Source organism: Rhodoferax sp. (genome assembly GCF_039922535.1).
Lineage (GTDB): Bacteria > Pseudomonadota > Gammaproteobacteria > Burkholderiales > Burkholderiaceae_C > Rhodoferax_B.
In genome coordinates this window covers 1-19,329 of the sequence record NZ_JBDTEM010000495.1, presented here as the reverse complement: position 1 = coordinate 19,329, position 19,329 = coordinate 1, and the positions used below count along the sequence as shown (strand labels likewise).

General features: G+C 63.7%; 21 protein-coding genes. 9 read left to right on the top strand and 12 right to left on the bottom strand.

Translation table 11 applies throughout. The features are described 5' to 3' along the window. From ABI213_RS23160 to ABI213_RS23145, 4 genes are all read left to right on the top strand, one after another. The coding region (locus ABI213_RS23160) for a methyl-accepting chemotaxis protein (RefSeq protein WP_348028857.1) at positions 1-1,105 on the top strand (1,105 nt) is incomplete at its 5' end. 37 nt (positions 1,106-1,142) lie between these two features. Next, positions 1,143-1,541: a DUF2946 family protein gene (locus tag ABI213_RS23155; RefSeq protein WP_348006631.1), complete on the top strand. Its 399-nt coding sequence runs from the start codon at positions 1,143-1,145 to the stop codon at positions 1,539-1,541. A gap of 80 nt (positions 1,542-1,621) precedes the next feature. Then, positions 1,622-2,503, top strand: coding sequence for a hypothetical protein (locus tag ABI213_RS23150; RefSeq protein WP_348006630.1), 882 nt, complete (start codon positions 1,622-1,624; stop codon positions 2,501-2,503). A gap of 1 nt (position 2,504) precedes the next feature. Next, a complete protein-coding gene (locus ABI213_RS23145; RefSeq protein ID WP_348006629.1) occupies positions 2,505-3,881 on the top strand; it encodes a copper oxidase in 1,377 nt (458 codons plus the stop codon). Between the two features lie 130 nt (positions 3,882-4,011). On the opposite strand, the gene ABI213_RS23140 is transcribed toward ABI213_RS23145, so the two are convergent. After that, positions 4,012-4,425: a MerR family transcriptional regulator gene (locus ABI213_RS23140; protein ID WP_348006628.1), complete on the bottom strand. Its 414-nt coding sequence runs from the start codon at positions 4,423-4,425 to the stop codon at positions 4,012-4,014. Between the two features lie 82 nt (positions 4,426-4,507). Here ABI213_RS23140 and ABI213_RS23135 point away from each other — a divergent pair, with 82 nt between their 5' ends. Then, on the top strand, positions 4,508-6,796 hold the full coding sequence (locus ABI213_RS23135; protein ID WP_348006627.1) for a heavy metal translocating P-type ATPase: 2,289 nt from the start codon (positions 4,508-4,510) through the stop codon (positions 6,794-6,796). 7 nt (positions 6,797-6,803) lie between these two features. Further along, entirely contained in the window at positions 6,804-7,496 is a 693-nt protein-coding gene (locus tag ABI213_RS23130; protein WP_348006626.1) for a heavy metal-associated domain-containing protein, read from the top strand. Here the strand turns inward: ABI213_RS23130 and ABI213_RS23125 are convergent, their stop codons facing one another. The 6 genes from ABI213_RS23125 to mltG are packed head-to-tail and all read right to left on the bottom strand — an operon-like array spanning position 7,497 to position 11,962. Beyond that, positions 7,497-8,156 (bottom strand): ankyrin repeat domain-containing protein, encoded by a 660-nt coding sequence (locus tag ABI213_RS23125; RefSeq protein WP_348006625.1) that lies wholly within the window; start codon positions 8,154-8,156, stop codon positions 7,497-7,499. Continuing rightward, entirely contained in the window at positions 8,153-8,947 is a 795-nt protein-coding gene (locus ABI213_RS23120) for a TatD family hydrolase (RefSeq protein WP_348006624.1), read from the bottom strand. Before ABI213_RS23120 ends, ABI213_RS23125 begins: the two co-directional genes overlap by 4 nt. A 27-nt stretch (positions 8,948-8,974) precedes the next feature. Beyond that, positions 8,975-9,334: a PilZ domain-containing protein gene (locus tag ABI213_RS23115; protein ID WP_348006623.1), complete on the bottom strand. Its 360-nt coding sequence runs from the start codon at positions 9,332-9,334 to the stop codon at positions 8,975-8,977. Next, the gene (locus ABI213_RS23110; protein WP_348006622.1) at positions 9,331-10,332 is read right to left on the bottom strand and encodes a DNA polymerase III subunit delta'; all 1,002 of its coding nucleotides are present in this window, start codon (positions 10,330-10,332) and stop codon (positions 9,331-9,333) included. Before ABI213_RS23110 ends, ABI213_RS23115 begins: the two co-directional genes overlap by 4 nt. Further along, complete coding sequence (gene tmk, locus ABI213_RS23105) at positions 10,329-10,982, bottom strand: dTMP kinase (RefSeq protein ID WP_348006621.1); 654 nt, start codon at positions 10,980-10,982, stop codon at positions 10,329-10,331. Before tmk ends, ABI213_RS23110 begins: the two co-directional genes overlap by 4 nt. Then, on the bottom strand, positions 10,979-11,962 hold the full coding sequence (mltG, locus tag ABI213_RS23100; RefSeq protein WP_348028855.1) for an endolytic transglycosylase MltG: 984 nt from the start codon (positions 11,960-11,962) through the stop codon (positions 10,979-10,981). Before mltG ends, tmk begins: the two co-directional genes overlap by 4 nt. Positions 11,963-12,009: 47 nt before the next feature. Between mltG and ABI213_RS23095 the strand changes: the two genes are divergently transcribed. Then, positions 12,010-12,897 (top strand): folate-binding protein, encoded by an 888-nt coding sequence (locus ABI213_RS23095; RefSeq protein ID WP_348006619.1) that lies wholly within the window; start codon positions 12,010-12,012, stop codon positions 12,895-12,897. Here the strand turns inward: ABI213_RS23095 and ABI213_RS23090 are convergent. Next, positions 12,883-13,329 (bottom strand): GNAT family N-acetyltransferase, encoded by a 447-nt coding sequence (locus tag ABI213_RS23090; protein ID WP_348006618.1) that lies wholly within the window; start codon positions 13,327-13,329, stop codon positions 12,883-12,885. The two genes, ABI213_RS23095 and ABI213_RS23090, sit on opposite strands and share 15 nt — an antisense overlap. 156 nt (positions 13,330-13,485) lie before the next feature. After that, a complete protein-coding gene (locus ABI213_RS23085; RefSeq protein ID WP_348006617.1) occupies positions 13,486-14,421 on the bottom strand; it encodes an alpha/beta hydrolase in 936 nt (311 codons plus the stop codon). Between the two features lie 83 nt (positions 14,422-14,504). On the opposite strand from ABI213_RS23085, the gene ABI213_RS23080 reads away from it, so the two are divergent. Together ABI213_RS23080 and ABI213_RS23075 are read left to right on the top strand one after the other, a co-directional pair. Next, entirely contained in the window at positions 14,505-15,131 is a 627-nt protein-coding gene (locus ABI213_RS23080; protein WP_348006616.1) for a hemolysin III family protein, read from the top strand. 75 nt (positions 15,132-15,206) lie between these two features. Further along, positions 15,207-15,491, top strand: a complete 285-nt coding sequence (locus ABI213_RS23075) for a hypothetical protein (protein WP_348006615.1) — start codon at positions 15,207-15,209, stop codon at positions 15,489-15,491. An 86-nt stretch (positions 15,492-15,577) separates the two neighbouring features. Here ABI213_RS23075 and ABI213_RS23070 read toward each other — a convergent pair whose 3' ends face one another. The 3 genes from ABI213_RS23070 to ABI213_RS23060 form a co-directional block, all read right to left on the bottom strand. Continuing rightward, positions 15,578-16,402 (bottom strand): HDOD domain-containing protein, encoded by an 825-nt coding sequence (locus ABI213_RS23070; protein ID WP_348006614.1) that lies wholly within the window; start codon positions 16,400-16,402, stop codon positions 15,578-15,580. 92 nt (positions 16,403-16,494) lie between these two features. Next, on the bottom strand, positions 16,495-18,852 hold the full coding sequence (locus ABI213_RS23065; RefSeq protein ID WP_348006613.1) for a Tex family protein: 2,358 nt from the start codon (positions 18,850-18,852) through the stop codon (positions 16,495-16,497). A 166-nt stretch (positions 18,853-19,018) separates the two neighbouring features. Further along, the coding region (locus ABI213_RS23060) for a LysR substrate-binding domain-containing protein (protein WP_348028853.1) at positions 19,019-19,329 on the bottom strand (311 nt) is incomplete at its 5' end.

Here is a 19,329-nt window from a genome sequence, read left to right as displayed (position 1 = left end):
CAAGATGGAAGAGCTGCTGAACTACCAGCGCCAAGACATCGACAACCAGGCCAAGACCATCCAGGACAACTTTGCGGCCAGCCGCAACCTGATGGTGGTGTTAGGGGTCATCAGCCTCGCGCTGAGTGTCACCATTGCCTGGCTGCTGTCTGGCTCGATTACTGGGCCTTTGGCACAGGCTAGCGCCGTAGCCCGGCAAGTGGCCGCTGGCGACCTGACTGCCCGTATCGACAACCAGCGCACCGACGAATTGGGCCAACTGCTGTCCAGCCTGCAAAGCATGCAGACCAACCTGGTGCAGGTGGTGTCGAATGTGCGCTCCGGCTCGGAAAGCGTCTCTACTGCCAGCGCCGAGATTGCCGAGGGCAACAACGACCTGAGCGCCCGTACCGAGAGCCAGGCCAGCGCCCTGGAGCAAACCGCCGCATCCATGGAGGAACTGAGCTCCACCGTCAAGCAAAACGCCGACAACGCCCGCCAGGCCAACCAGTTGGCACTGAGCGCCTCCAGCGTCGCCATCCAGGGCGGGCAGGTGGTAGGCCAAGTGGTCGAGACCATGAAGGGCATCAACGAATCCTCGCGCAAGATCTCGGACATCATCCAGGTGATTGACGGCATTGCTTTCCAGACCAACATCCTGGCGCTGAATGCTGCTGTGGAAGCCGCCCGCGCGGGCGAACAGGGCCGGGGTTTTGCGGTGGTGGCCAGCGAAGTGCGCAGCCTGGCGGGCCGTTCGGCCCAGGCTGCCAAAGAAATCAAGAGCCTAATCGGCGCCAGCGTGGAGCGGGTTGAGCAAGGCACTGTGCTGGTCGACCAGGCGGGCGTAACCATGACCGAGGTGGTCAGCTCCATCCGCCGGGTGACCGACATCATGGGCGAGATCAGCGCCGCCAGCAACGAGCAGTCGCTGGGCGTGGCCCAGATCGGCGAAGCCGTGACCCAGATGGACCAGGCCACGCAGCAAAATGCAGCCCTGGTCGAGGAAATGGCCGCCGCCGCCAGCAGCCTGAAAAACCAGGCCCATGATCTGGTGCAGGTGGTTGCCGTGTTCAATCTGGGCGGCCAAGGAGGCCACCAGCATTTGCCACTGGGAATGCGCCGCTAAGCGGGAACCTTTCCAGACACCGGCTATCAGCTTCTCCATGCGCCGCTTTTTCCTCATCCTCATGATCGCCCTGCTGCCCTTGCGCGGCTGGGTGGGCGAGGCGATGGCCATGGAGATGTTGGCACAGCAGTCAAATGCTATTCAAAATATAGCTAGCAGCGCAGAGGACACTAGCGCCAGCAGCCATTTTTATGTAGAAATGCAGGCCGACCATGCTCCCTGCCCTGGCCATGCCGAGTCAGCCGAACATGCGACCGATGGCAGCACATCGCACTGCGGCACCTGCCCGCTGTGCCAGATGTGCCATACCGTGGCCGCACCGGCCCCGTGGGCTTTGCCCTCACCGCTGTGGCTGGGTCACGCCCAGCCCGCCACCGGCCACGCCCGGTTCGCCAGCGCGCCCGCCGCGTTTGCGCTGAAACCCCCCATTTCCTGAACGTCCTAGCCGTAGTCCGTCCGCAATCTGCCTGAACCGGCAGCGTTACGGACGCAGCGTGTTTCGTTCAGGAGATCATTTTGAGAAATTTATTATTCAGCGCCAGTGTGCTGGTGTGTGTAGCTGCGTGGGCACAAAGTCCCGCCGGACCCTACCGCTCGGTGTTTGCCGACACCCCCACTGGGATGGAAAGCCAGTCGCTGGACTGGAGGCGCGCCAATGCCGATGTCGCCCAGAAAGCTTTGGAGGCAGAAATGCCCCACGCCAACAGGGTGCCATCCACCAACATCCACCTTCCAGTCTTGGCCATCGAGGACGCTGTGGCAATAGCCCGCCAGAACCATCCCAGCCAGTCAGCGGCGGACACCCGCAAAGCCTGGATCCACGCCGTTGCCGCCCAGCAAGCTGCACTGTTTGTGCGCGACGCAAAAGATGCGGCGGAGGCCGGGGCCGAACTGGCTCGGCGCATGGCGCAAGTGGGCAACTGGAGCAGTTTGGAACAGGCCCGCGAGCAACTCATGTTGGCCGATGCCACAGCCCAACTCGCCCGCGCAAACAACACCGCCTTCAGCACCCGCGAACAACTCATCCGCCAGATGGGCATGGACGGGGCCGCATCCGACTTTGCACTGCCCGACCACCTGCCCGACCTGCCCCGCGCCGCCGACCTGCGGGTGCTGCCAGCCCAGTCCCGCTCCGAAACACGCGAGGCCTACTTCGCCTACCGCACGGCGTTCGACCTGGCCGTGCACTACCGCGATGACATCGTGCCGCTGCGCAAACTCCTCGTGGAGGAACTAGTGCTGCGCTACAACGGCATGCTGGCCAGCGTGTGGGAACTCCTGGCCGAGACCCGCCAGCAGTCTCTCAGCGTGAACAGCGCCATCGAAGCCCAGCGCGACTTCTGGCTGGCCGATGCGGACTTGCAAACGGCCCAAACGCTCACACTCCAAAGGAAATAATATGGACCGCAGAACCTTCTTCGGCGGAGCCGCCTTTTCGGCCGTGGCCGCTGCCAGCGTTAGCAAAGTCGCTCTGGCCGCCCTGCCCGAACCCGTCATCGCCACCACGCCCGCCACCGCACCGCCGCTGGTCCCGCCCAATGGCCGCCCGTACAACCCGGTGGTCACCCTCAACGGCTGGACCTGCCCCTGGCGCATGAACGCGGGCGTGAAAGAATTCCACCTGGTGGCCGAACCCGTGGTGCGCGAAATCGCCCCTGGCATGCAGGCCACGCTGTGGGGCTACAACGGCCAGTCGCCCGGCCCCACCATCGAAGTAGTGGAAGGAGACCGCGTGCGCATCTTCGTCACCAACCGCCTGCCAGAGCACACCACCGTCCACTGGCACGGCCAGCGCCTGCCCAACGGCATGGACGGTGTGGGCGGGCTGACGCAGCCACAGATTCCGGTAGGCAAAACCTTTGTCTACGAATTTGAGGCGCGCCGTCCCGGCACCTTCATGTACCACCCGCACGCGGACGAAATGCTGCAAATGGCGATGGGCATGATGGGCTTTTGGGTGACCCACCCCAAAGCCCCAACGTCGGCCATCGCCGAAGTCCAGCGCGACTTCTGCTTTCTGCTGAACGCCTATGACATCGCCCCCGGCAGCACCACTCCCCGTCCCAACACCATGCTGGACCAGAACCTGTGGACCTGGAACAGCCGCGCCTTCCCCGGTATCGACACCCTGAACGTGCGCCAGGGCGACCAGGTGCGCATCCGCGTGGGCAACCTGACGATGACCAACCACCCCATCCACCTGCACGGCCATGAATTTAGGGTTACCGGTACCGATGGTGGTGCGGTTCCGTCCAGCGCCCGCTGGCCCGAGGTGACCACTGACATCGCGGTCGGCCAGATGCGGCAGATCGAGTTTCTGGCCAATGAGCCCGGCGACTGGGCCCTGCATTGCCACAAAAGCCACCACACCATGAATCCCATGGGCCACAGCGTGCCCAACATGGTGGGCGTGGACCACCGGGGCCTGGTGCAAAAAATCCAGAAACTCGTGCCCGGCTACATGCAGATGGGCGAGCGCGGCATGGCCGACATGGGCGCGATGCAGATGCCCATCCCCGAACAGACCCTGCCCATGGCGACCGGCACCGGCCCCTACGGCCCGATGGAGATGGGGGGCATGTTCACCACCCTCAAAGTGCGCAAAGACCAGAAGCCGGGCGACTACAGTGACCCCGGTGCTTATGCACAGCCAGCGGGCACACAGGCGTTTGAATGGACGGGCAGCTTGGCAGAACCTGCACGTCCTGCCGAAAAGCTACCTACGGGTGCCCTGCAGGTGCGCAAACCCGGCGCGGGCTCACACAGCGGGCATTGAGTCAAAAGCTATCAAAACCATAGCTTCCAGCGCAGGATCCACCTGCGCTGGAAGCTATTTTCTTTAAGTTTTTTGACCTTGCCATCAAGGTAGAGGAGGCGCTGCGAATCACCGCACGCCAACCCTCAATTTAATGAGAGTCTGCCGCCAGCGTCGCGATGATCGGGCACGGCAGCTCGTGGTCGGTGTGCGTGCAGGCCTCAATCAAATGCGATAGCGCCTGTTGCATGCGCTGCAGGTCGGCCAGCCGGGTGCGAATTTCCTCCAGCCGCTGGCCCGCAATCTGGCGGATGGCCTGGCGGTCCAGGCCGTCTTCCAGAGACAGTAGTTCGGCAACTTCGTCCAGCGAAAAACCCAGTTCCTGCGCGCGCTTGATAAAGCGGATGCGCTGGCCCAGCGCCGTCGGGTAGTAGCGGTAAGCCCCGCGGGACTCTGGCACCGGCAGCAGGCCGCGCTGCTGGTAGTAGCGGATGGTTTCCACCCCGACCCTGGCGGCTTTGGCCAGCTTGCCGATGGTCAGGGAGGCATTAGCGACCGAATCCATAAAAACCTTTGTAAAAAAAACTTGACTCTGGGGTTGACTACGGAGTTTATGCTCCACCCACAGAGTTTGCAAAGGAGCCTCCATGAAAGACCCAGTCTGTGGCATGACTGTGACCGAACAGTCTGCCCACGCCCATACCTATTTGGGTATTGGCTATTATTTCTGTAGCGCAGGTTGCAAAACCAAGTTTGCTGCTGACCCGCAGAAGTACCTGGCCCCGCCTGAAGCCGGCCCGCAAGTCCAGGTAGCCGGGGCCATCTACACCTGCCCCATGCACCCCGAGGTGCGACAAGACCACCCAGGCAGCTGCCCCCACTGCGGCATGGCGCTAGAGCCCGAAATGCCCAGCCTGGACGAGACCGAAAACCCCGAACTGGTGGATTTCCGGCGCCGCTTCTTGTGGACCCTGCCGCTCAGCGTGGCGGTGATGCTGCTCGCCATGCTGGGGCACCGCCTGCAATGGTTTGACATGCAGGTGCAAAGCTGGATCGAGCTGGGACTGAGCCTGCCGGTGGTGCTGTGGGCGGGTGCGCCTTTTTTTGCGCGCGGCTGGCAGTCGCTGCGCAACCGCAGCCCGAATATGTGGACGCTGATCAGCCTGGGTACGGGCGCAGCCTTTGTCTACAGCCTGGTGGCCACGCTGGCTCCGCAGGTGTTTCCGGCATCGTTCATGTCCATGGGCCGGGTGGCGGTGTACTTTGAGGCGGCGGCGACGATCATCTCGCTCACGTTACTGGGCCAGTTACTGGAGCTGAAGGCCCGCTCGCAGACTTCGGCTGCCATCAAATCGCTGCTGGGCCTGGCGCCCAAAACCGCCCGCCGTATCGCCGACGACGGCAGTGAAGCCGACATCCCGCTCACCCATGTGCACATCGGCGACCGCCTGCGCGTGCGCCCAGGTGAAAAAGTGCCGGTGGATGGTTTGGTCCTGGACGGCAGCAGTGCGGTGGACGAGTCCATGCTCACCGGCGAACCCATGCCCGTGACCAAGCGCAGCGGCGATAAGCTGATTGGGGCCACCCTCAACACCACGGGCGCGCTCACCATGCAGGCCGAGCGGGTGGGCTCGGGCACCATGCTCGCGCAAATCGTGCAGATGGTGGTGCAAGCCCAGCGCTCCAAAGCGCCGATGCAGCGCATGGCCGATACGGTGGCAAGCTACTTTGTGTTCACCGTCGTCTCTATCGCTGTGTTGACCCTGTTCGCCTGGGGCATCTTTGGCCCCGCGCCCAGCTGGAGCTACGGCCTGATCAACGCGGTGGCCGTGCTCATCATTGCCTGCCCCTGCGCGCTGGGCCTGGCCACCCCCATGTCCATCATGGTGGCCACCGGGCGCGGTGCCACCCAGGGCGTGCTGTTCCGCGATGCCGCTGCCATTGAAAATTTTCGCAAGATTGACTGCTTGATCGTGGATAAAACCGGTACGCTGACCGAAGGCAAACCGGTGTTCCATAGCGCCCTGGCCCTGGCGGGCTTTGATACCGACGGCGTGTTGCGGCTTGCCGCCAGTCTGGACCAGGGCAGCGAGCACCCGCTGGCAGATGCCATCGTCCGTGCGGCCCGCGCACAAAACCTCAGCTTATCACCGGTCGAAGGGTTTACCTCGGGCAGCGGTATCGGCGTACAAGGCAAAGTGGAAGGGCGCAATCTGGCGCTGGGCAACACCACGCTGATGCAACAAATGGGCGTACCGGTGACTGGGCTGGAAAAGCAGGCCGAGGCTTTGCGCACCCAAGGTGCTAGCGTCATCTACCTGGCGGTGGATGGCCAGTTGGCCGGACTGTTGGCCGTGGCCGACCCCATTAAGGCCAGCACGGCCGAAGCCCTGGCCGCCCTCACCGCAGCGGGCATCCGCATCGTGATGGCCAGCGGCGACGGCGTGGGCACCGCGCAGGCAGTGGCCCAGCAGCTCGGCATTACCGAGGTGTATGGCGAAGTCCAGCCCGCCGACAAGCTGGCCCTGGTCGTGCGGCTGCAAAAAGAAGGCCTCAAAGTGGCCATGGCGGGCGACGGCATCAACGATGCCCCGGCGCTAGCCCAGGCCGACGTGGGCATCGCCATGGGCACCGGCACCGATGTGGCGATGCACAGCGCCCAGGTGACCTTGGTCAAAGGCGATTTACGCGGCATCGCCACGGCGCGGGCCTTGTCTGATGCCACCATGGCCAATATGCGGCAGAACCTGGGTTTTGCCTTTGTCTACAACGCGCTGGGCGTGCCACTGGCCGCAGGCGTGCTGTTTCCCTGGACCGGCTGGCTGCTGTCGCCGATGGTGGCGGCCTTGGCCATGAGCCTGAGCTCGGCCTCCGTCATCACCAACGCACTGCGCCTGCGCCATGCCAAGCTGAAAACCGATACACACTCAGATTAAACACACTATGACTACCTTTGAAATCACCGGCATGACCTGCGGCGGCTGCGTCAAACGCGTGCAAGCCAAACTGGAAGCCGTCGTCCCTGGCGTGCAAGTGCAACTGAAACCACCCCAGGCCACCGTGCCAGGCCCTGCCGATGTAGCGACCCTGCAAGCCGCGCTGGCTGGCAGCCACTACAGCGTGCTAGCACCCGCCGTGGTGCAGCCACCACCCGATATGGCTCCCGGTTGGTTCGCTACCTACCGCCCGCTGCTGCTGATACTGGCCTACATCCTGGGCGCTAGCCTGCTGGTGCAGGGCGCGCGGGCCAGCGGCATGGAAACCATGCGCTACTTCATGGCAGGGTTCTTTTTGGTGTTTTCGTTCTTCAAGCTGCTGGACGTGCCCGCGTTTGCCGATGCCTACGCGGGCTACGACCTGTTGGCGCGGCGCTGGCGGCCCTGGGGCAGCATCTACCCGTTTGTGGAGCTGGCGCTGGGCGTGGCGTATCTGGCCAACGTGCAGCCGTTGCTGACCAACGCGGTGACGCTGGTGGTGATGGGTTTCTCGGCCATCGGCGTGATTGGTGCGGTGCTGGACAAGCGCAGCATCCGCTGTGCCTGCCTGGGCACGGTGTTCCAGCTGCCCATGTCCACCGTGACCATCATCGAAGATGTGGGCATGGTGCTGATGGCGGCTATCGCGCTGGCAATGTAACTACCAAGTCCCCTTGGGCTTGCGGGCGCGCACGGCGTTGGACACCAGTTCCACCGTGGCTGGCCGATCGGCTTTTTGGGCAAAGTCGATGGCGGTGAGGTTTTTCTGGTTTTTCAGCAGCGGGTCAGCGCCTTCGTCCAGCAGCAGCTTGACGGCATCATCGCTGCCGTACTGCGCGGCCATCATCAGGGGGGTCGTGCCATTGGGAGACGCTGCGTCAATGAAGGCGTAGTTGTCCAGCAGCAGCCGGATCACGTCCAGATGGCCCCGGCTGGCAGCGTAGTGCAGCGGGGTCCAGCCGGTCTTGTTGACATCTGCGTTCTTGGCGATGAGTTGGGTGCAGATGTCCAGTTGCCCCTCCAGCGCGGCGATCATCAGCGGACTCTCGTCCTGGGCGGTGCGGGTCTCGGTCTTGATGCCCGGCCAGGCCAGCAAGGCATTGGTGGCTTTGAAGTTTTCGCCTTTCAGCGCCAGGTACAGGCCGGAGCGGCCCTGGGCATCGGTGGTATTGCCGTCAAAACCGCGCTGCAGCAGCGACTGGATCTCGCCGCCGTTGTCACGCTGGATGGCAGTGAAAAAATCGTCAAACGAGCCAGCCTGCGCGGCACTAAATCCTATTAAAACAAAAAGGTAGATGGCCTTTTTAAAGTTCTTTATCACGATAAAACTCCGCTGAACAGGCGGTCAAAATTGGCGCTGGTGGTGTGCGCCACCTCTTCTACCGAGATATTTTTGATGGCCGCCACCTGCTGGGCCACGTAGGGCACATAGGCAGGCGTATTGGTCTTGCCACGGAACGGCATGGGCGCGAGGTATGGGCTATCGGTCTCGATCAGCAGGCGGTCCATGGGCACAAAGGCGGCCACGTCGCGGATGTCTTGGGCAGTCTTGAAGGTCAAAATGCCCGAGAAGGAAATGTAAAAACCCAGGTCCAGCGCGGCGCGGGCCACGGCCTGGGTCTCGGTGAAGCAGTGGAACACGCCCCCGGCGCTGCCTGGGGAACCGTCCTCGCCCTCCTCCTGCAGGATGGCGATGGTGTCATCCGAGGCGCTGCGGGTGTGGATCACCAGCGGCTTGGCCACCTGGCGGGCGGCGCGGATATGGGTGCGAAAGCGCATCCGCTGCCATTCCATGTCGGCCACGGTGCGCTCGCCCAGGCGGTAGTAGTCCAGCCCGGTTTCACCAATGGCGACCACGCGGGGCAAGGCCGAGCGCTGCAGCAAATCCTCTAGCGTGGGTTCTTGCACGTCGTCGTTGTCGGGGTGCACGCCCACGGTGGCCCAGAAGTTGTCATAGCCGGTGGCCAGGGCATGCACCTCGGCAAATTCTTCCAGCGTGGTGCAGATGCACAGCGCGCGGGTGACCTGGGCTTCGGCCATCGCGGTGCGGATGGCGGGGAGTTGCACGACCAAATTGGGCATGCTGAGATGGCAGTGGGAATCGGTAAACATAGCGGCGCGCTGGAGCGCGGAGAAAAACTAAATCGTTTGGGTAGGCCGGTCTGAAGCGAGGTGCGCGCCCAAGATTTCTTCAATCTTCAACTTCAGCACACGGGCTTTTTCCTCTTTCGGAAACTGGATGCCCACACCCTGGGTACGGTTGCCCGCCGCGCGGGCGGGTGTGACCCAGGCGACTCGCCCGGCGATGGGGTAGCGCTGTGGATCGTCTGGCAGGGACAACAGCACATACACATCGTCGCCCAACTGGTAGTCACGGGCGGTGGCAATGAACAGGCCGCCTTCGGTGAACATCGGAATGTAGGCCGCGTGCAACGCACCTTTTTCCTTGATGGCCAGTTGGATGACGCTGGGGCGGGGTGAGGAATGGTTGCTGCTCATGGCCGCGAGTTTAGGACGTTTTGGGCCCGACCCACCAGCGATTCCAGCAGCAGCCCCGCATTAAACGGATGCTCCACCACCCGGGCGGTAGCGTTCAGGTCTTTGGACCACTGGGTCAGCGCGGCCAGCGGTGGAGGTTTGGACAAATCACTGGCCGCAAAAAAACGGGGCGCGGCACCCACGCGGACCAGCAGCAGATCGTGGCAGAGCTTTTGCAGCGCATCCACCACCTGGGCCGGTGCCCAGTCGGCAAACACGGTCAACACCCCCTGCCCTACGGCGCGGGGAATGGCCGACCAGCTTTGCGCAGTGCGCCCGGCGCGGGCCCATTGCAGGGCATCTTCCGGGCGGCTACCCGCGGCGGCCAGCAGCACCGGGGCATCGGCATCGGGCACGCCCTGCGCCTGCAGCCAGGCAGTAGCGACGTCCTGTTCGGGCCAGACCATGTTGTGGCCCATGCAGCGGCTGCGGATGGTGGGCAGCAGCTGGTGGGCGGCTCCGGTAGCCAACACAAACTTCACGTCACCCGGCGGCTCTTCAAGGGTTTTGAGCAGGGCGTTGGCCGTAATGTGGTTCATGCGCTCGGCTGGGTACACCAGCACCGCCTTGCCCCGGCCCCGGCCACTGGTGCGTTGCGAAAACTCGACCGCATCGCGCATGGCATCCACACGAATCTCTTTGCTGGCCTTGCGCTTTTTGTCGTCGATATCGCTCTGGGCCTTTTCGCTCAGCGGCCAGCCCAGCTCGACCATCATGGCCTCGGGCATCAGCAGGCACAGGTCGGCATGGCCGTGCACGTCAATGGCGTGGCAACTGGCGCATTGGCCGCAGGCACCCTGCGAGGTAGGTGCATCGCATAGCCAAGCACGCACCAGCTCCATCGCCAGGCTGTACTGGCCCAGGCCGCTGGGGCCTTGCAGCAGCCAGGCGTGGCCGCGCTGGGCCAGCAGGCTGTCGCGCTGCTGCGCCACCCAGGGGGGCAAGACGGGATTGCTCATACGCTGCCCAGCCAGCCGCGCTGCACCAGCACGGCGTGGATCTGCTGCCACACCGCGTCGCGTTCTACATCGGCGGCGATGCGCGCAAACCGGGCCGGAGCCTGGGCGGCGCGCTGGGCATAGCCGTCGGCCACGCGGGCAAAAAAGGCGGCGGGTTGGGACTCAAACCGGTCGGGCAAGCGGGCCCCGGCCAAGCGCTCGGCGGCCACTGCAGGCGGTAGGTCGAACCACAGCGTTATATCTGGGTTGCGAACAAAATTGGCACCTAGCGCAGGTACCGCCTGCACATACAGCTCTAAATGTGATAGCACCCCCAAATCGAAGCCCCGGCCACCGCCCTGGTAGGCAAAGGTGGCATCGGTGAAGCGGTCGCAGACCAGCACCTCGCCGCGCGCCAGCGCAGGTTCGATCACGTTCTGCAGGTGGTCGCGCCGGGCGGCGAAGACCAGCAAGGCCTCGGTCAGCGGGTCCATGGGGTCGTTGAGCACCATGGCCCGAAGTTTCTCGGCCAGCGGCGTGCCGCCGGGTTCGCGGGTGAGTGTGACCACCCGGCCCTGCGCCTGGAAGGCCGCGGCCACGGCGGCAATATGGCTGGACTTGCCCGCACCGTCTATGCCTTCAAAGCTGATAAAGATGCCGGGGTAGTTCATTTTTTGCGCTGAAATTTGTTCACGGCGGTGTTGTGTTCGTCCAGGTTGCTGCTGAACTGGCTGGTGCCGTCACCGCGCGCCACAAAGTACAGGGCGGTGGTGGCGGCGGGCTGCACTGCTGCCAGCAGCGACTGGGTACCGGGCATGGCAATCGGCGTGGGCGGCAGGCCCCGGCGCAGGTAGGTGTTGTAAGGCGTGTCGGCTTGCAGGTCGCGCTTGCGCAGGTTGCCATCGAAGTCGGCCCCCAGGCCGTAGATGACGGTGGGGTCGGTTTGCAGCGGCATGCCGATGCGCAGCCGGTTGTTGAACACGCCCGCCACCAGGCTGCGGTCGCCCGACTGGCCGGTTTCTTTTTCAATGATGCTGGCCAGGGTCAGGGCCTCTTCGGGGGTTTTCACCTGGGTGGTGGGCTGGCGCAGCGCCCAAGCGGCCGCCAGCTTTTTGTCCATGGCGTGCATGGCACGCTTGAGTACCGCAAAGTCGCTGCTGCCCTTGGAATAGGTATAGGTGTCGGGGAAAAAGCGGCCCTCGGGGTGCACACCGGGGCGGCCCAGCGCGGCCATGATGGAATCATTGCCCAGCGCTTTGCTGTCGGGCCTAAGCTGCTCTGCTTTGGATAGCGCAGCGCGCACTTGGGTGAAGTTCCAGCCCTCTACCAGCGTCACCGCACGCAGCGCCTCATCGCCGCGTACCAGCTTTTCCAGCAGACTCAGGGGCGTGGTACCGCTGGTAATTTCATAGCTGCCGGCCTTGATCTGGCGGGCGTTGCCCGAGGCACGAAACCAGGCATACAGCAGCGCTGGCGAGGTTTGCACCCCCGCATCCACTGCCGCCTGTGCCACGCCGCGCGCGCCGGTGCCAGGCTCGATCGACAAATCCAGCGACGGCGCGGCCAGGGCCAGCGGCTGGTGTAACCACCACCATGCCGCGCCGCCGCCCACACCCGCTACCAACAGCAAAACCAAGATCAGACGACGCACAGCCTTACAAGCCTCATAGATAACAAGCGGCGATGATAATTCAGGCCATGACCTATTCTTTGACGGGCACTGCCCCCCTCACCCACCTGGGCATCATTCGCGCCGAAGGTGCCGATGCCGCCAAATTTCTGCACGGCCAGCTGACGCAAGACTTCGCCCTGCTGGGCCAGGCCGAAGCCCGTCTGGCCGCGTTTTGCAACGCCAAAGGCCGCATGCAGGCCAGCTTTATTGGTTTCAAACGGAGCCCGACCGAAATCTTGCTGGTCTGCCACCGCGACCTGCTGGCCGCCACGCTCAAGCGACTGAGCATGTTCGTGATGCGAGCCCAGGCCAAGCTGACGGACGCAACGGCCGACTTTGCGCTGTACGGCGTGGTTGGCGGCCCAGCCCAGCCCGCCTGGACCACCGCCACGGTTAACGACACCACCACCATCGCCCTCTACCCCGCCGACGGACAGTCGCGCGCGATGGTGATTGCCTCTGCCGGTAGTCCCGCGCCCGCAGGCCCGGCGCTGAGCAACGATTTATGGCAGTGGACGGACGTGCGCAGCGGCATCGCCACCGTGTCCACGCCGATATTTGAAGCCCTGGTGCCGCAGATGCTGAACTACGAGTCGGTGGGCGGCGTGAACTTCAAAAAAGGCTGCTACCCCGGCCAGGAGATCGTGGCCCGAAGCCAGTTTCGCGGCACGCTGAAGCGGCGTGCGGCCATCGTGCATGCCGAGGTGGAGTTGGTCGCCGGGCAAGAGGTCTTCCATTCCGCCGATGTCGAGCAACCCTGCGGTGTGGTGGTGCAGGCTGCTGCGGCCCCCGACGGCGGCTGGGACGCGATTGTGTCGCTGCAGATTGCGGCGATGCAGGATGGGACCCTGACAGTAAACGGAGCTGTTTTGACACTGCTGCCCCTGCCCTACGAGTTGTTAGCTGATATTTAAAGCCATCTCGATGTGCGGAATGCCCACTTCCGCGTACACATCGCCGCGTGGGCTGAATCCCAGCCGCTCGTAAAACCCCTGCGCGCTGGTTTGGGCATGCAGGCATACCTCTTTGTCGCCCCGCGCCCGCGCCGCTTGCACCAAGGCCTCTAGCACTTGCTGGCCCAGGCCGCTGCCGCGCAGGCTGGATAACACCGCCATGCGCCCGATGCGCCCCACACCCGGCGCGTGCACCAGCAGCCGTCCGGTGGCCACGGGTTCGCCAGCCGGGTTGTAGATGACGGCATGCACGGCGGTGTGGTCGGCCACGTCCCATTCCAGTTCGGCGGGAATGTTTTGCTCGAGTACGAACACGGCAGTCCGTACTTGCGATGCGGCGGGGCCCAGGTCGGCCCAGGAGCCTACGGTGAGCCGGGTGGGGTCAGATCCCAATTGCGCACTCCATCAATGCGGTGGCAGAGCCGTCAAAACCCGCATTTGGGCTCTGACCCCTCCCGGCGGTTTTGCGTGACGGACGGTGCGGGTCTGCACAGTCCCTTGCAGTGAACCTTCGTTGCCTAGAAGCCGTAGGACCGGCAGTCAAAATGTTCATAAATTAAATGCGTTGCGGAGCGCCTGTGCGGCGGCGAGATGGGCCTGCTTGGCTTCAGGGATAGCGCGGCCCATTTTGATGAATTCGTGGGTCACGCCGCGGTAAATTTCCAGATCGACCGGCACACCGGCCAGCCGCAGCTTGTCGGCGTACAGCACGCCCTCGTCCACCAGCGGGTCGCATTCGGCCAGGCCGAACCAGGCGGGGGCCACGCCGTCCACGTCGGGGGCCTCCAGCGGGGCGAAGCGCCAGTCGGTGTAGTCGGCGGCCTGCGGTAGGTAGCTGCTGAAGTAGAACTGGATTTGCGCCTGGTCTAGCAAATAACCGCTGCCAAAGCGCATGTGCGACGGCGTATCGGCATGGGCCGCACAGCCGGGGTAGAACAGCATTTGCAGGGCCAGCGGCAACTGGGTATCGCGCGCCAGGATGGCGCAGACGGTAGCCAACGTGCCGCCAGCACTGTCACCGCCCACTGCGACCCCCTTGGACTCGGGCTGCGCCGCCAGCCAGGCCAACGCGTCCCAGGCATCTTCCACCGCAGTGGGAAAGCGGTGCTCAGGCGACATACGGTAGCCCAGCGCCACCACGGCGCAGCCGCTCAAGCGGCTGAGTTCGCGGCACAGGATGTCGTGGGTATTGATGCTGCCGATCATGAAGCCGCCGCCGTGTAGGTAGAGCAAGGTGGGCAAGGCCTCAAAGGATGGCGCATACCGCCGGGCGGGCAGCGCAAAGCCGTCGCGGGCCAGAATCGTGAAGTTGTCCACCCGCGCCAGGGGGGCCTTGGGCACTTCCAGCATGGCCGCACCGATTTCATAGGCATCACGGGCTTGCTGGGGCGTGAGCAGATGCATGGGTGTGCGGCGCGCGCGGGCCATGCGCTGCAAGACACCGGCCATGGCAGGGGTGAGTGGGGCGTGGGATTTGGAATGCATGGGGCGCCATCGTAACGGCCCCATGTCACGGTTTTGCCACCAAAATCTTTTCTACTACGCGCTTTATCGAAATAGCCAAGACCATGCCCATCCAGGAGCGCCCACAAAGCCGGGGCGAAGAAATCGCCAACACCCTAAGCCACGGCATTGCACTGGCGGCGGCGCTGGTGGGCCTGCCGTTTTTGCTGCTGGCAGCGGGGCCGCATCTGCTGGGCACCGCCGTGTTTGCGGCGACCATGTTGCTGCTGTACCTGTCGTCTACGCTGTACCACGCGCTGCCTGTCGGGCGGACCAAACAGCTCTGGCTGCAGGTGGACTACGGGGCGATTTATTTCTTTATCGCGGGCAGCTACACGCCGTTTGCGCTGAGTGCGGTGTCGGGTCTGTGGGGTTGGACGCTGTTTGCGATGGTATGGCTGCTGGCCATTGCGGGCACGGCCCTGAAGCTGCTGGGCCGTTTGTCGCATCCCTGGCTGTCCACTGGGCTTTACGTGGCGATGGGCTGGCTGGTACTGGTGGCCGCTGTGCCGCTGGTGGGGCATTTGTCGGCGCAGGGGCTGGCGTGGCTGGTGGCCGGGGGCGTAGCCTACACGGCGGGGGTGGTGTTTTTTGCGCTGGACGGGCGCTGGCAGTATGCACACGCGGTGTGGCACGGCTTTGTCGTGTTGGGCAGCGCCTGCCATGCCTTTGCCGTGCTGTCACATTTCTGAAATCAAACGGTCACGGTATGCGGCACTGCGTCGGGTCCAATAAGGGGTTTCCCCTGCCACCCAAAGGACTGCCTCATGAACGCCATCAAAGAAGCCCAAAAATACATCGCCAAACACCCTGGAAGTGAAGCTGCCCGCACCCTGGCCCAACTGGTCTTGACGCTGGAGTCGACCGAGCCGTTTCCGCTGGAAAAACTGTACGCGCTGGACCTGGACCGCTTTGATCTGGCGCTAGATATCCTGAAAGAATGGCGTCTGGACCGCTACATCGCAGGCAAATCCAAGCTGTACGACCTGTCGCTGCAAATCCAGGAGCAAGGCCCGCAAGACCGTACGTCGCAATTTGGCACCCTGACGTAAGCAACCAGGGGCTCCTGCAATAAAAAGCCTTTTAGGCCTCTAGAACATACGAAACAAGCGCAGACAGCTATATTTATAATAGCAAATTAGACAAAGGCCCCCAGGTCGGTTTTGGCCGACCAGTCCAACGGGTCTTGCTGCAGCACCATGTCGATATCCAGCCCCAGCGCCAGCCCCACCTCGCCGGGGTAGCTGACGGCCAAGCCGTTTTCATCCAGCTCCACCTCTTTGGCGCGGGCCCGCCAGGCGGCCAGATGGACCACGCCAGCCAGCGGTTCGTACACGCCGTCGTCAAACGGCGCAACCTGGCACTGCAGGGCATCCACGATGCGGTCGGGAAACTGCCATTTGCGGGCAAAACCCGCCCCCACATCGGCGTAGCAAAAACCCAGGCGGCGGATTTCCATGCGGGCACGGCGCAGGTCCAAGGGCGATAGTTGTTGGTTGAGCGCCGCCATATCCACCGGCATGCCCATGTGCATGACCAGCTCGCCCACGGCATGCACCAGCCCGGCCGTGAATGCCGTGGCCGGGTTTTGCCGCACCGTGCCCGCCAGGGCCCGTGCCAGCTTGGCCACATTCAGGCTGTAGCGCCAGAAATGCTGCAAATTGACCCCCGGCACGGTGCGAAAGCTCAGGCCCAGTGCCGCAGCCTGGGCCAGGCTGCGCAGGTGGTCAATACCCAGAATCGCCAGCGCTTCAGGGATGCTGCTGACCTTGCGCGATAGCTGGAACATGGCCGAGTTGGCCAGCGTCAGCAGCCGGGTGGTCAAGGCCGGGTCGGTGCCGATCAACTGGCCCAGCTTGCGCAAATCGGGCTCGGGCCGCGCCAGCTCGCTGAGCAGCAGCGCCACCGCTTTCGGGATGCTGGGCAGCGCCGCTTCGGAAGCAAGCAGTTCGTTTAACTCCATGGGGCGGATTCCTGGCGTGGGGGGATGGTGCATGGTAAGGCAAATAACCCTCCGCCCGGCCCCTCTCAGGCAGTCGAACGCAGGTGTACGGGCTACCTTCCGCCTTGCAATTTGGCGAAGGCCGAGGCCATGGCGGACTGGGCCGGTGGGCCATCGTTGCGCCGGGGCTGCTGTTGGCCGCGCGCTGCGCCTTCAAAGCGGTTGTCACGGGGCGCATCGCGGCGGGCCGTGGCTTCGCCCAGCTTCATGCTGAGCGCAATGCGCTTGCGCGCCACATCCACCTCTACCACGCGCACTTTGACGATGTCGCCGGTCTTGACCACTTCGCGGGCATCGGTGGTGAACTTGTGGCTGAGCTGGCTCACATGCACCAGGCCGTCTTGGTGCACGCCCAGGTCCACAAACGCGCCGAAAGCGGCCACGTTGCTCACCGTACCCTCCAAGACCATGCCTTCGACCAAATCCTTGATGTCTTCTACGCCGTCGTTAAAGCGGGCCACCTTGAAGTCCGGGCGCGGGTCACGGCCGGGCTTTTCCAGCTCTGCAATGATGTCCTTGACGGTGATCACGCCAAATTTTTCATTCGCAAACAGCTCGGGCCGCAGGGTTTTGAGCATGTCGGCGCGGCCCATCAGCTCGGTCACCGGTTTGGCCGTCACTTTGATGATGTCTTGCACCAGCGGATAGGTTTCGGGATGCACGCCGGTCATGTCCAGCGGGTTGTCGCCGCCGCGGATGCGCAAAAAGCCCGCGCTCTGCTCGAAAGTCTTGGCGCCCAGGCCGCTCACCTCCATCAACTGTTTGCGATTTTTGAATGCGCCGTTGGCTTCGCGCCAGCGCACCACCGCCTTCGCCACCGTGGCCGACAGGCCCGACACCCGCGTCAGCAGCGGTACGCTGGCGGTGTTCAGGTCCACACCCACCGAGTTCACGCAGTCTTCCACCACGGCGTCCAGGCTGCGCGCCAGGTCGTTCTGGCTCACGTCGTGCTGGTACTGACCTACGCCGATGGATTTGGGGTCGATCTTCACCAGCTCGGCCAGCGGGTCTTGCAGGCGCCGGGCGATGCTGGCGGCGCCGCGCAGGCTCACGTCCACATCGGGCATTTCTTGCGAAGCAAATTCGCTGGCCGAATACACCGACGCACCCGCCTCGCTGACCACTACGCGCTGCATCGCGGTCTTGGCTGGCGCGTTCGGATCCACGTGTTTCTCCAGCAGCTTCATCAAATCAGCCGCCAGCTTGTCGGTTTCGCGGCTGGCCGTGCCGTTGCCGATGGCGATCAGGTTCACGCCGTGCTTGATGCACAGCTTAGCCAGGGTGTGCAGCGAACCTTCCCAGTCCTTGCGCGGCTCGTGCGGAAAGACGGTGGCGGTTTCCACCAGTTTGCCGGTGGTGTCCACCACGGCCACCTTCACGCCGGTGCGGATGCCAGGGTCCAGCCCCAGCACCACGCGCGGACCGGCCGGTGCGGCCAGCAGCAGATCGCGCAGATTGTCGGCAAACACCTTGATCGCCACTTTTTCAGCGTCTTCGCGCAGCTTGGCGAACAGGTCGCGCTCGGTGGACAGGCTGAGCTTGACGCGCCAGGTCCAGGCAACGCACTTGCGGATCAGGTCATCGGCCGGGCGGCTCTGGTGGCTCCAGCCCAGGTGGATGGCGATGCGGCCTTCGGCCAGCGAAGGCTTGCCAGGCTCGGGTTCCACCGGCAGTACCAGTTTCGCGTCCAGCATCTCCAGCCCACGGCCCCGGAAAACCGCCAGCGCACGGTGCGACGGCACGCGGCCAATCGGCTCGTCGTAGTCAAAGTAATCGCGGAACTTGGCGATGTCGGGGTTGTTCTCGTCTTTGCCGGCGGCCAGCTTGCTGCGCAGCAGGCCTTCATTCCACAGCCAGCCACGCAGGTTCTGGATCAGGCCCGCATCTTCGGCCCAGCGTTCGCTGAGGATGTCACGCACGCCGTCCAGCACGGCCTGCACAGTGGTGAAGTCGTCGCCGTTTTCGCCCTTTTCGGCCTTGACGAATGACTGTGCCTCGTCGGCAGGTACCAGCGCAGGGTTCGCAAACAGCTGGTCGGCCAGCGGCTCAACACCGTTTTCACGGGCGATCTGGCCCTTGGTGCGGCGCTTGGTCTTGAACGGCAGGTACAGGTCTTCCAGCTCCTGCTTGGTGCTGGCGGTCAACAAGGCGGCACGCAGTGCGTCGGTCATCTTGCCCTGCTCTTCGATGCTTTTCACAATCGATTCGCGCCGGTCTTCCAGTTCGCGCAGGTAGCCGAGGCGGGTTTCGAGCTCGCGCAGCTGGATGTCGTCCAACCCACCGGTCACTTCCTTGCGGTAGCGGGCAATAAACGGCACGGTGGCCCCGCCGTCGAGCAGCTCTACGGCGGCGCGGATCTGTTCTTCTCGGGCTTTGATTTCGAGGGCGAGCTGGCGGATGATTTTCTGCATGAACGGGAACTCAATAGGGCAAGGGGCGAGAGTTTGCCACAGGTGGAATGTGTGACTTTTTGTATATAAAAAAGGCTGCTGGCGTATATTAATACTGCGCTAGCAGCTACGCATTTAATAGCGCCGCTAAAGCCTGCATCACCAGCGTTGCTACCGCGATGAGCGATTAGGTTTGGGGCGTACCGACCAGCAATTGCTCCAGCAATTCGATGCGATGCCGGTGCGGTGTGGTGATGGCGTAGAAGCGCTCCTGCAGCGCCGTGGAGTGGCCCACGGCGACGAGAATTCCGGCCTGCAGTTCATCCTGCACCACCACCTCGGGCAGCACGGTGAGCCAACCACTGTCGCGGGCAATCAAACGCAGCATGGCCATGTCGTCTACCTCGGCCCGCAGCTTGGGACTCACGCCGGCACTGGCGCACAGCGTATCGAATTGGGCGCGCAAGGCATGGCGGGGGCCAGGTAGCGCAATGTCCA

What these genes read in the sequence shown, in the direction of transcription:
- ABI213_RS23155 (WP_348006631.1), top strand. Translation starts at nt 1,143, where the DNA reads ATGCGCCGCTTTTTCCTCATCCTCATGATCGCCCTGCTGCCCTTGCGC.
- ABI213_RS23145 (WP_348006629.1), top strand. Translation starts at nt 2,505, where the DNA reads ATGGACCGCAGAACCTTCTTCGGCGGAGCCGCCTTTTCGGCCGTGGCC.
- ABI213_RS23140 (WP_348006628.1), bottom strand. Translation starts at nt 4,425, where the DNA reads ATGGATTCGGTCGCTAATGCCTCCCTGACCATCGGCAAGCTGGCCAAA.
- ABI213_RS23135 (WP_348006627.1), top strand. Translation starts at nt 4,508, where the DNA reads ATGAAAGACCCAGTCTGTGGCATGACTGTGACCGAACAGTCTGCCCAC.
- ABI213_RS23130 (WP_348006626.1), top strand. Translation starts at nt 6,804, where the DNA reads ATGACTACCTTTGAAATCACCGGCATGACCTGCGGCGGCTGCGTCAAA.
- ABI213_RS23120 (WP_348006624.1), bottom strand. Translation starts at nt 8,947, where the DNA reads ATGTTTACCGATTCCCACTGCCATCTCAGCATGCCCAATTTGGTCGTG.
- ABI213_RS23115 (WP_348006623.1), bottom strand. Translation starts at nt 9,334, where the DNA reads ATGAGCAGCAACCATTCCTCACCCCGCCCCAGCGTCATCCAACTGGCC.
- ABI213_RS23110 (WP_348006622.1), bottom strand. Translation starts at nt 10,332, where the DNA reads ATGAGCAATCCCGTCTTGCCCCCCTGGGTGGCGCAGCAGCGCGACAGC.
- tmk (WP_348006621.1), bottom strand. Translation starts at nt 10,982, where the DNA reads ATGAACTACCCCGGCATCTTTATCAGCTTTGAAGGCATAGACGGTGCG.
- ABI213_RS23095 (WP_348006619.1), top strand. Translation starts at nt 12,010, where the DNA reads ATGACCTATTCTTTGACGGGCACTGCCCCCCTCACCCACCTGGGCATC.
- ABI213_RS23085 (WP_348006617.1), bottom strand. Translation starts at nt 14,421, where the DNA reads ATGCATTCCAAATCCCACGCCCCACTCACCCCTGCCATGGCCGGTGTC.
- ABI213_RS23080 (WP_348006616.1), top strand. Translation starts at nt 14,505, where the DNA reads ATGCCCATCCAGGAGCGCCCACAAAGCCGGGGCGAAGAAATCGCCAAC.
- ABI213_RS23075 (WP_348006615.1), top strand. Translation starts at nt 15,207, where the DNA reads ATGAACGCCATCAAAGAAGCCCAAAAATACATCGCCAAACACCCTGGA.
- ABI213_RS23070 (WP_348006614.1), bottom strand. Translation starts at nt 16,402, where the DNA reads ATGGAGTTAAACGAACTGCTTGCTTCCGAAGCGGCGCTGCCCAGCATC.
- ABI213_RS23065 (WP_348006613.1), bottom strand. Translation starts at nt 18,852, where the DNA reads ATGCAGAAAATCATCCGCCAGCTCGCCCTCGAAATCAAAGCCCGAGAA.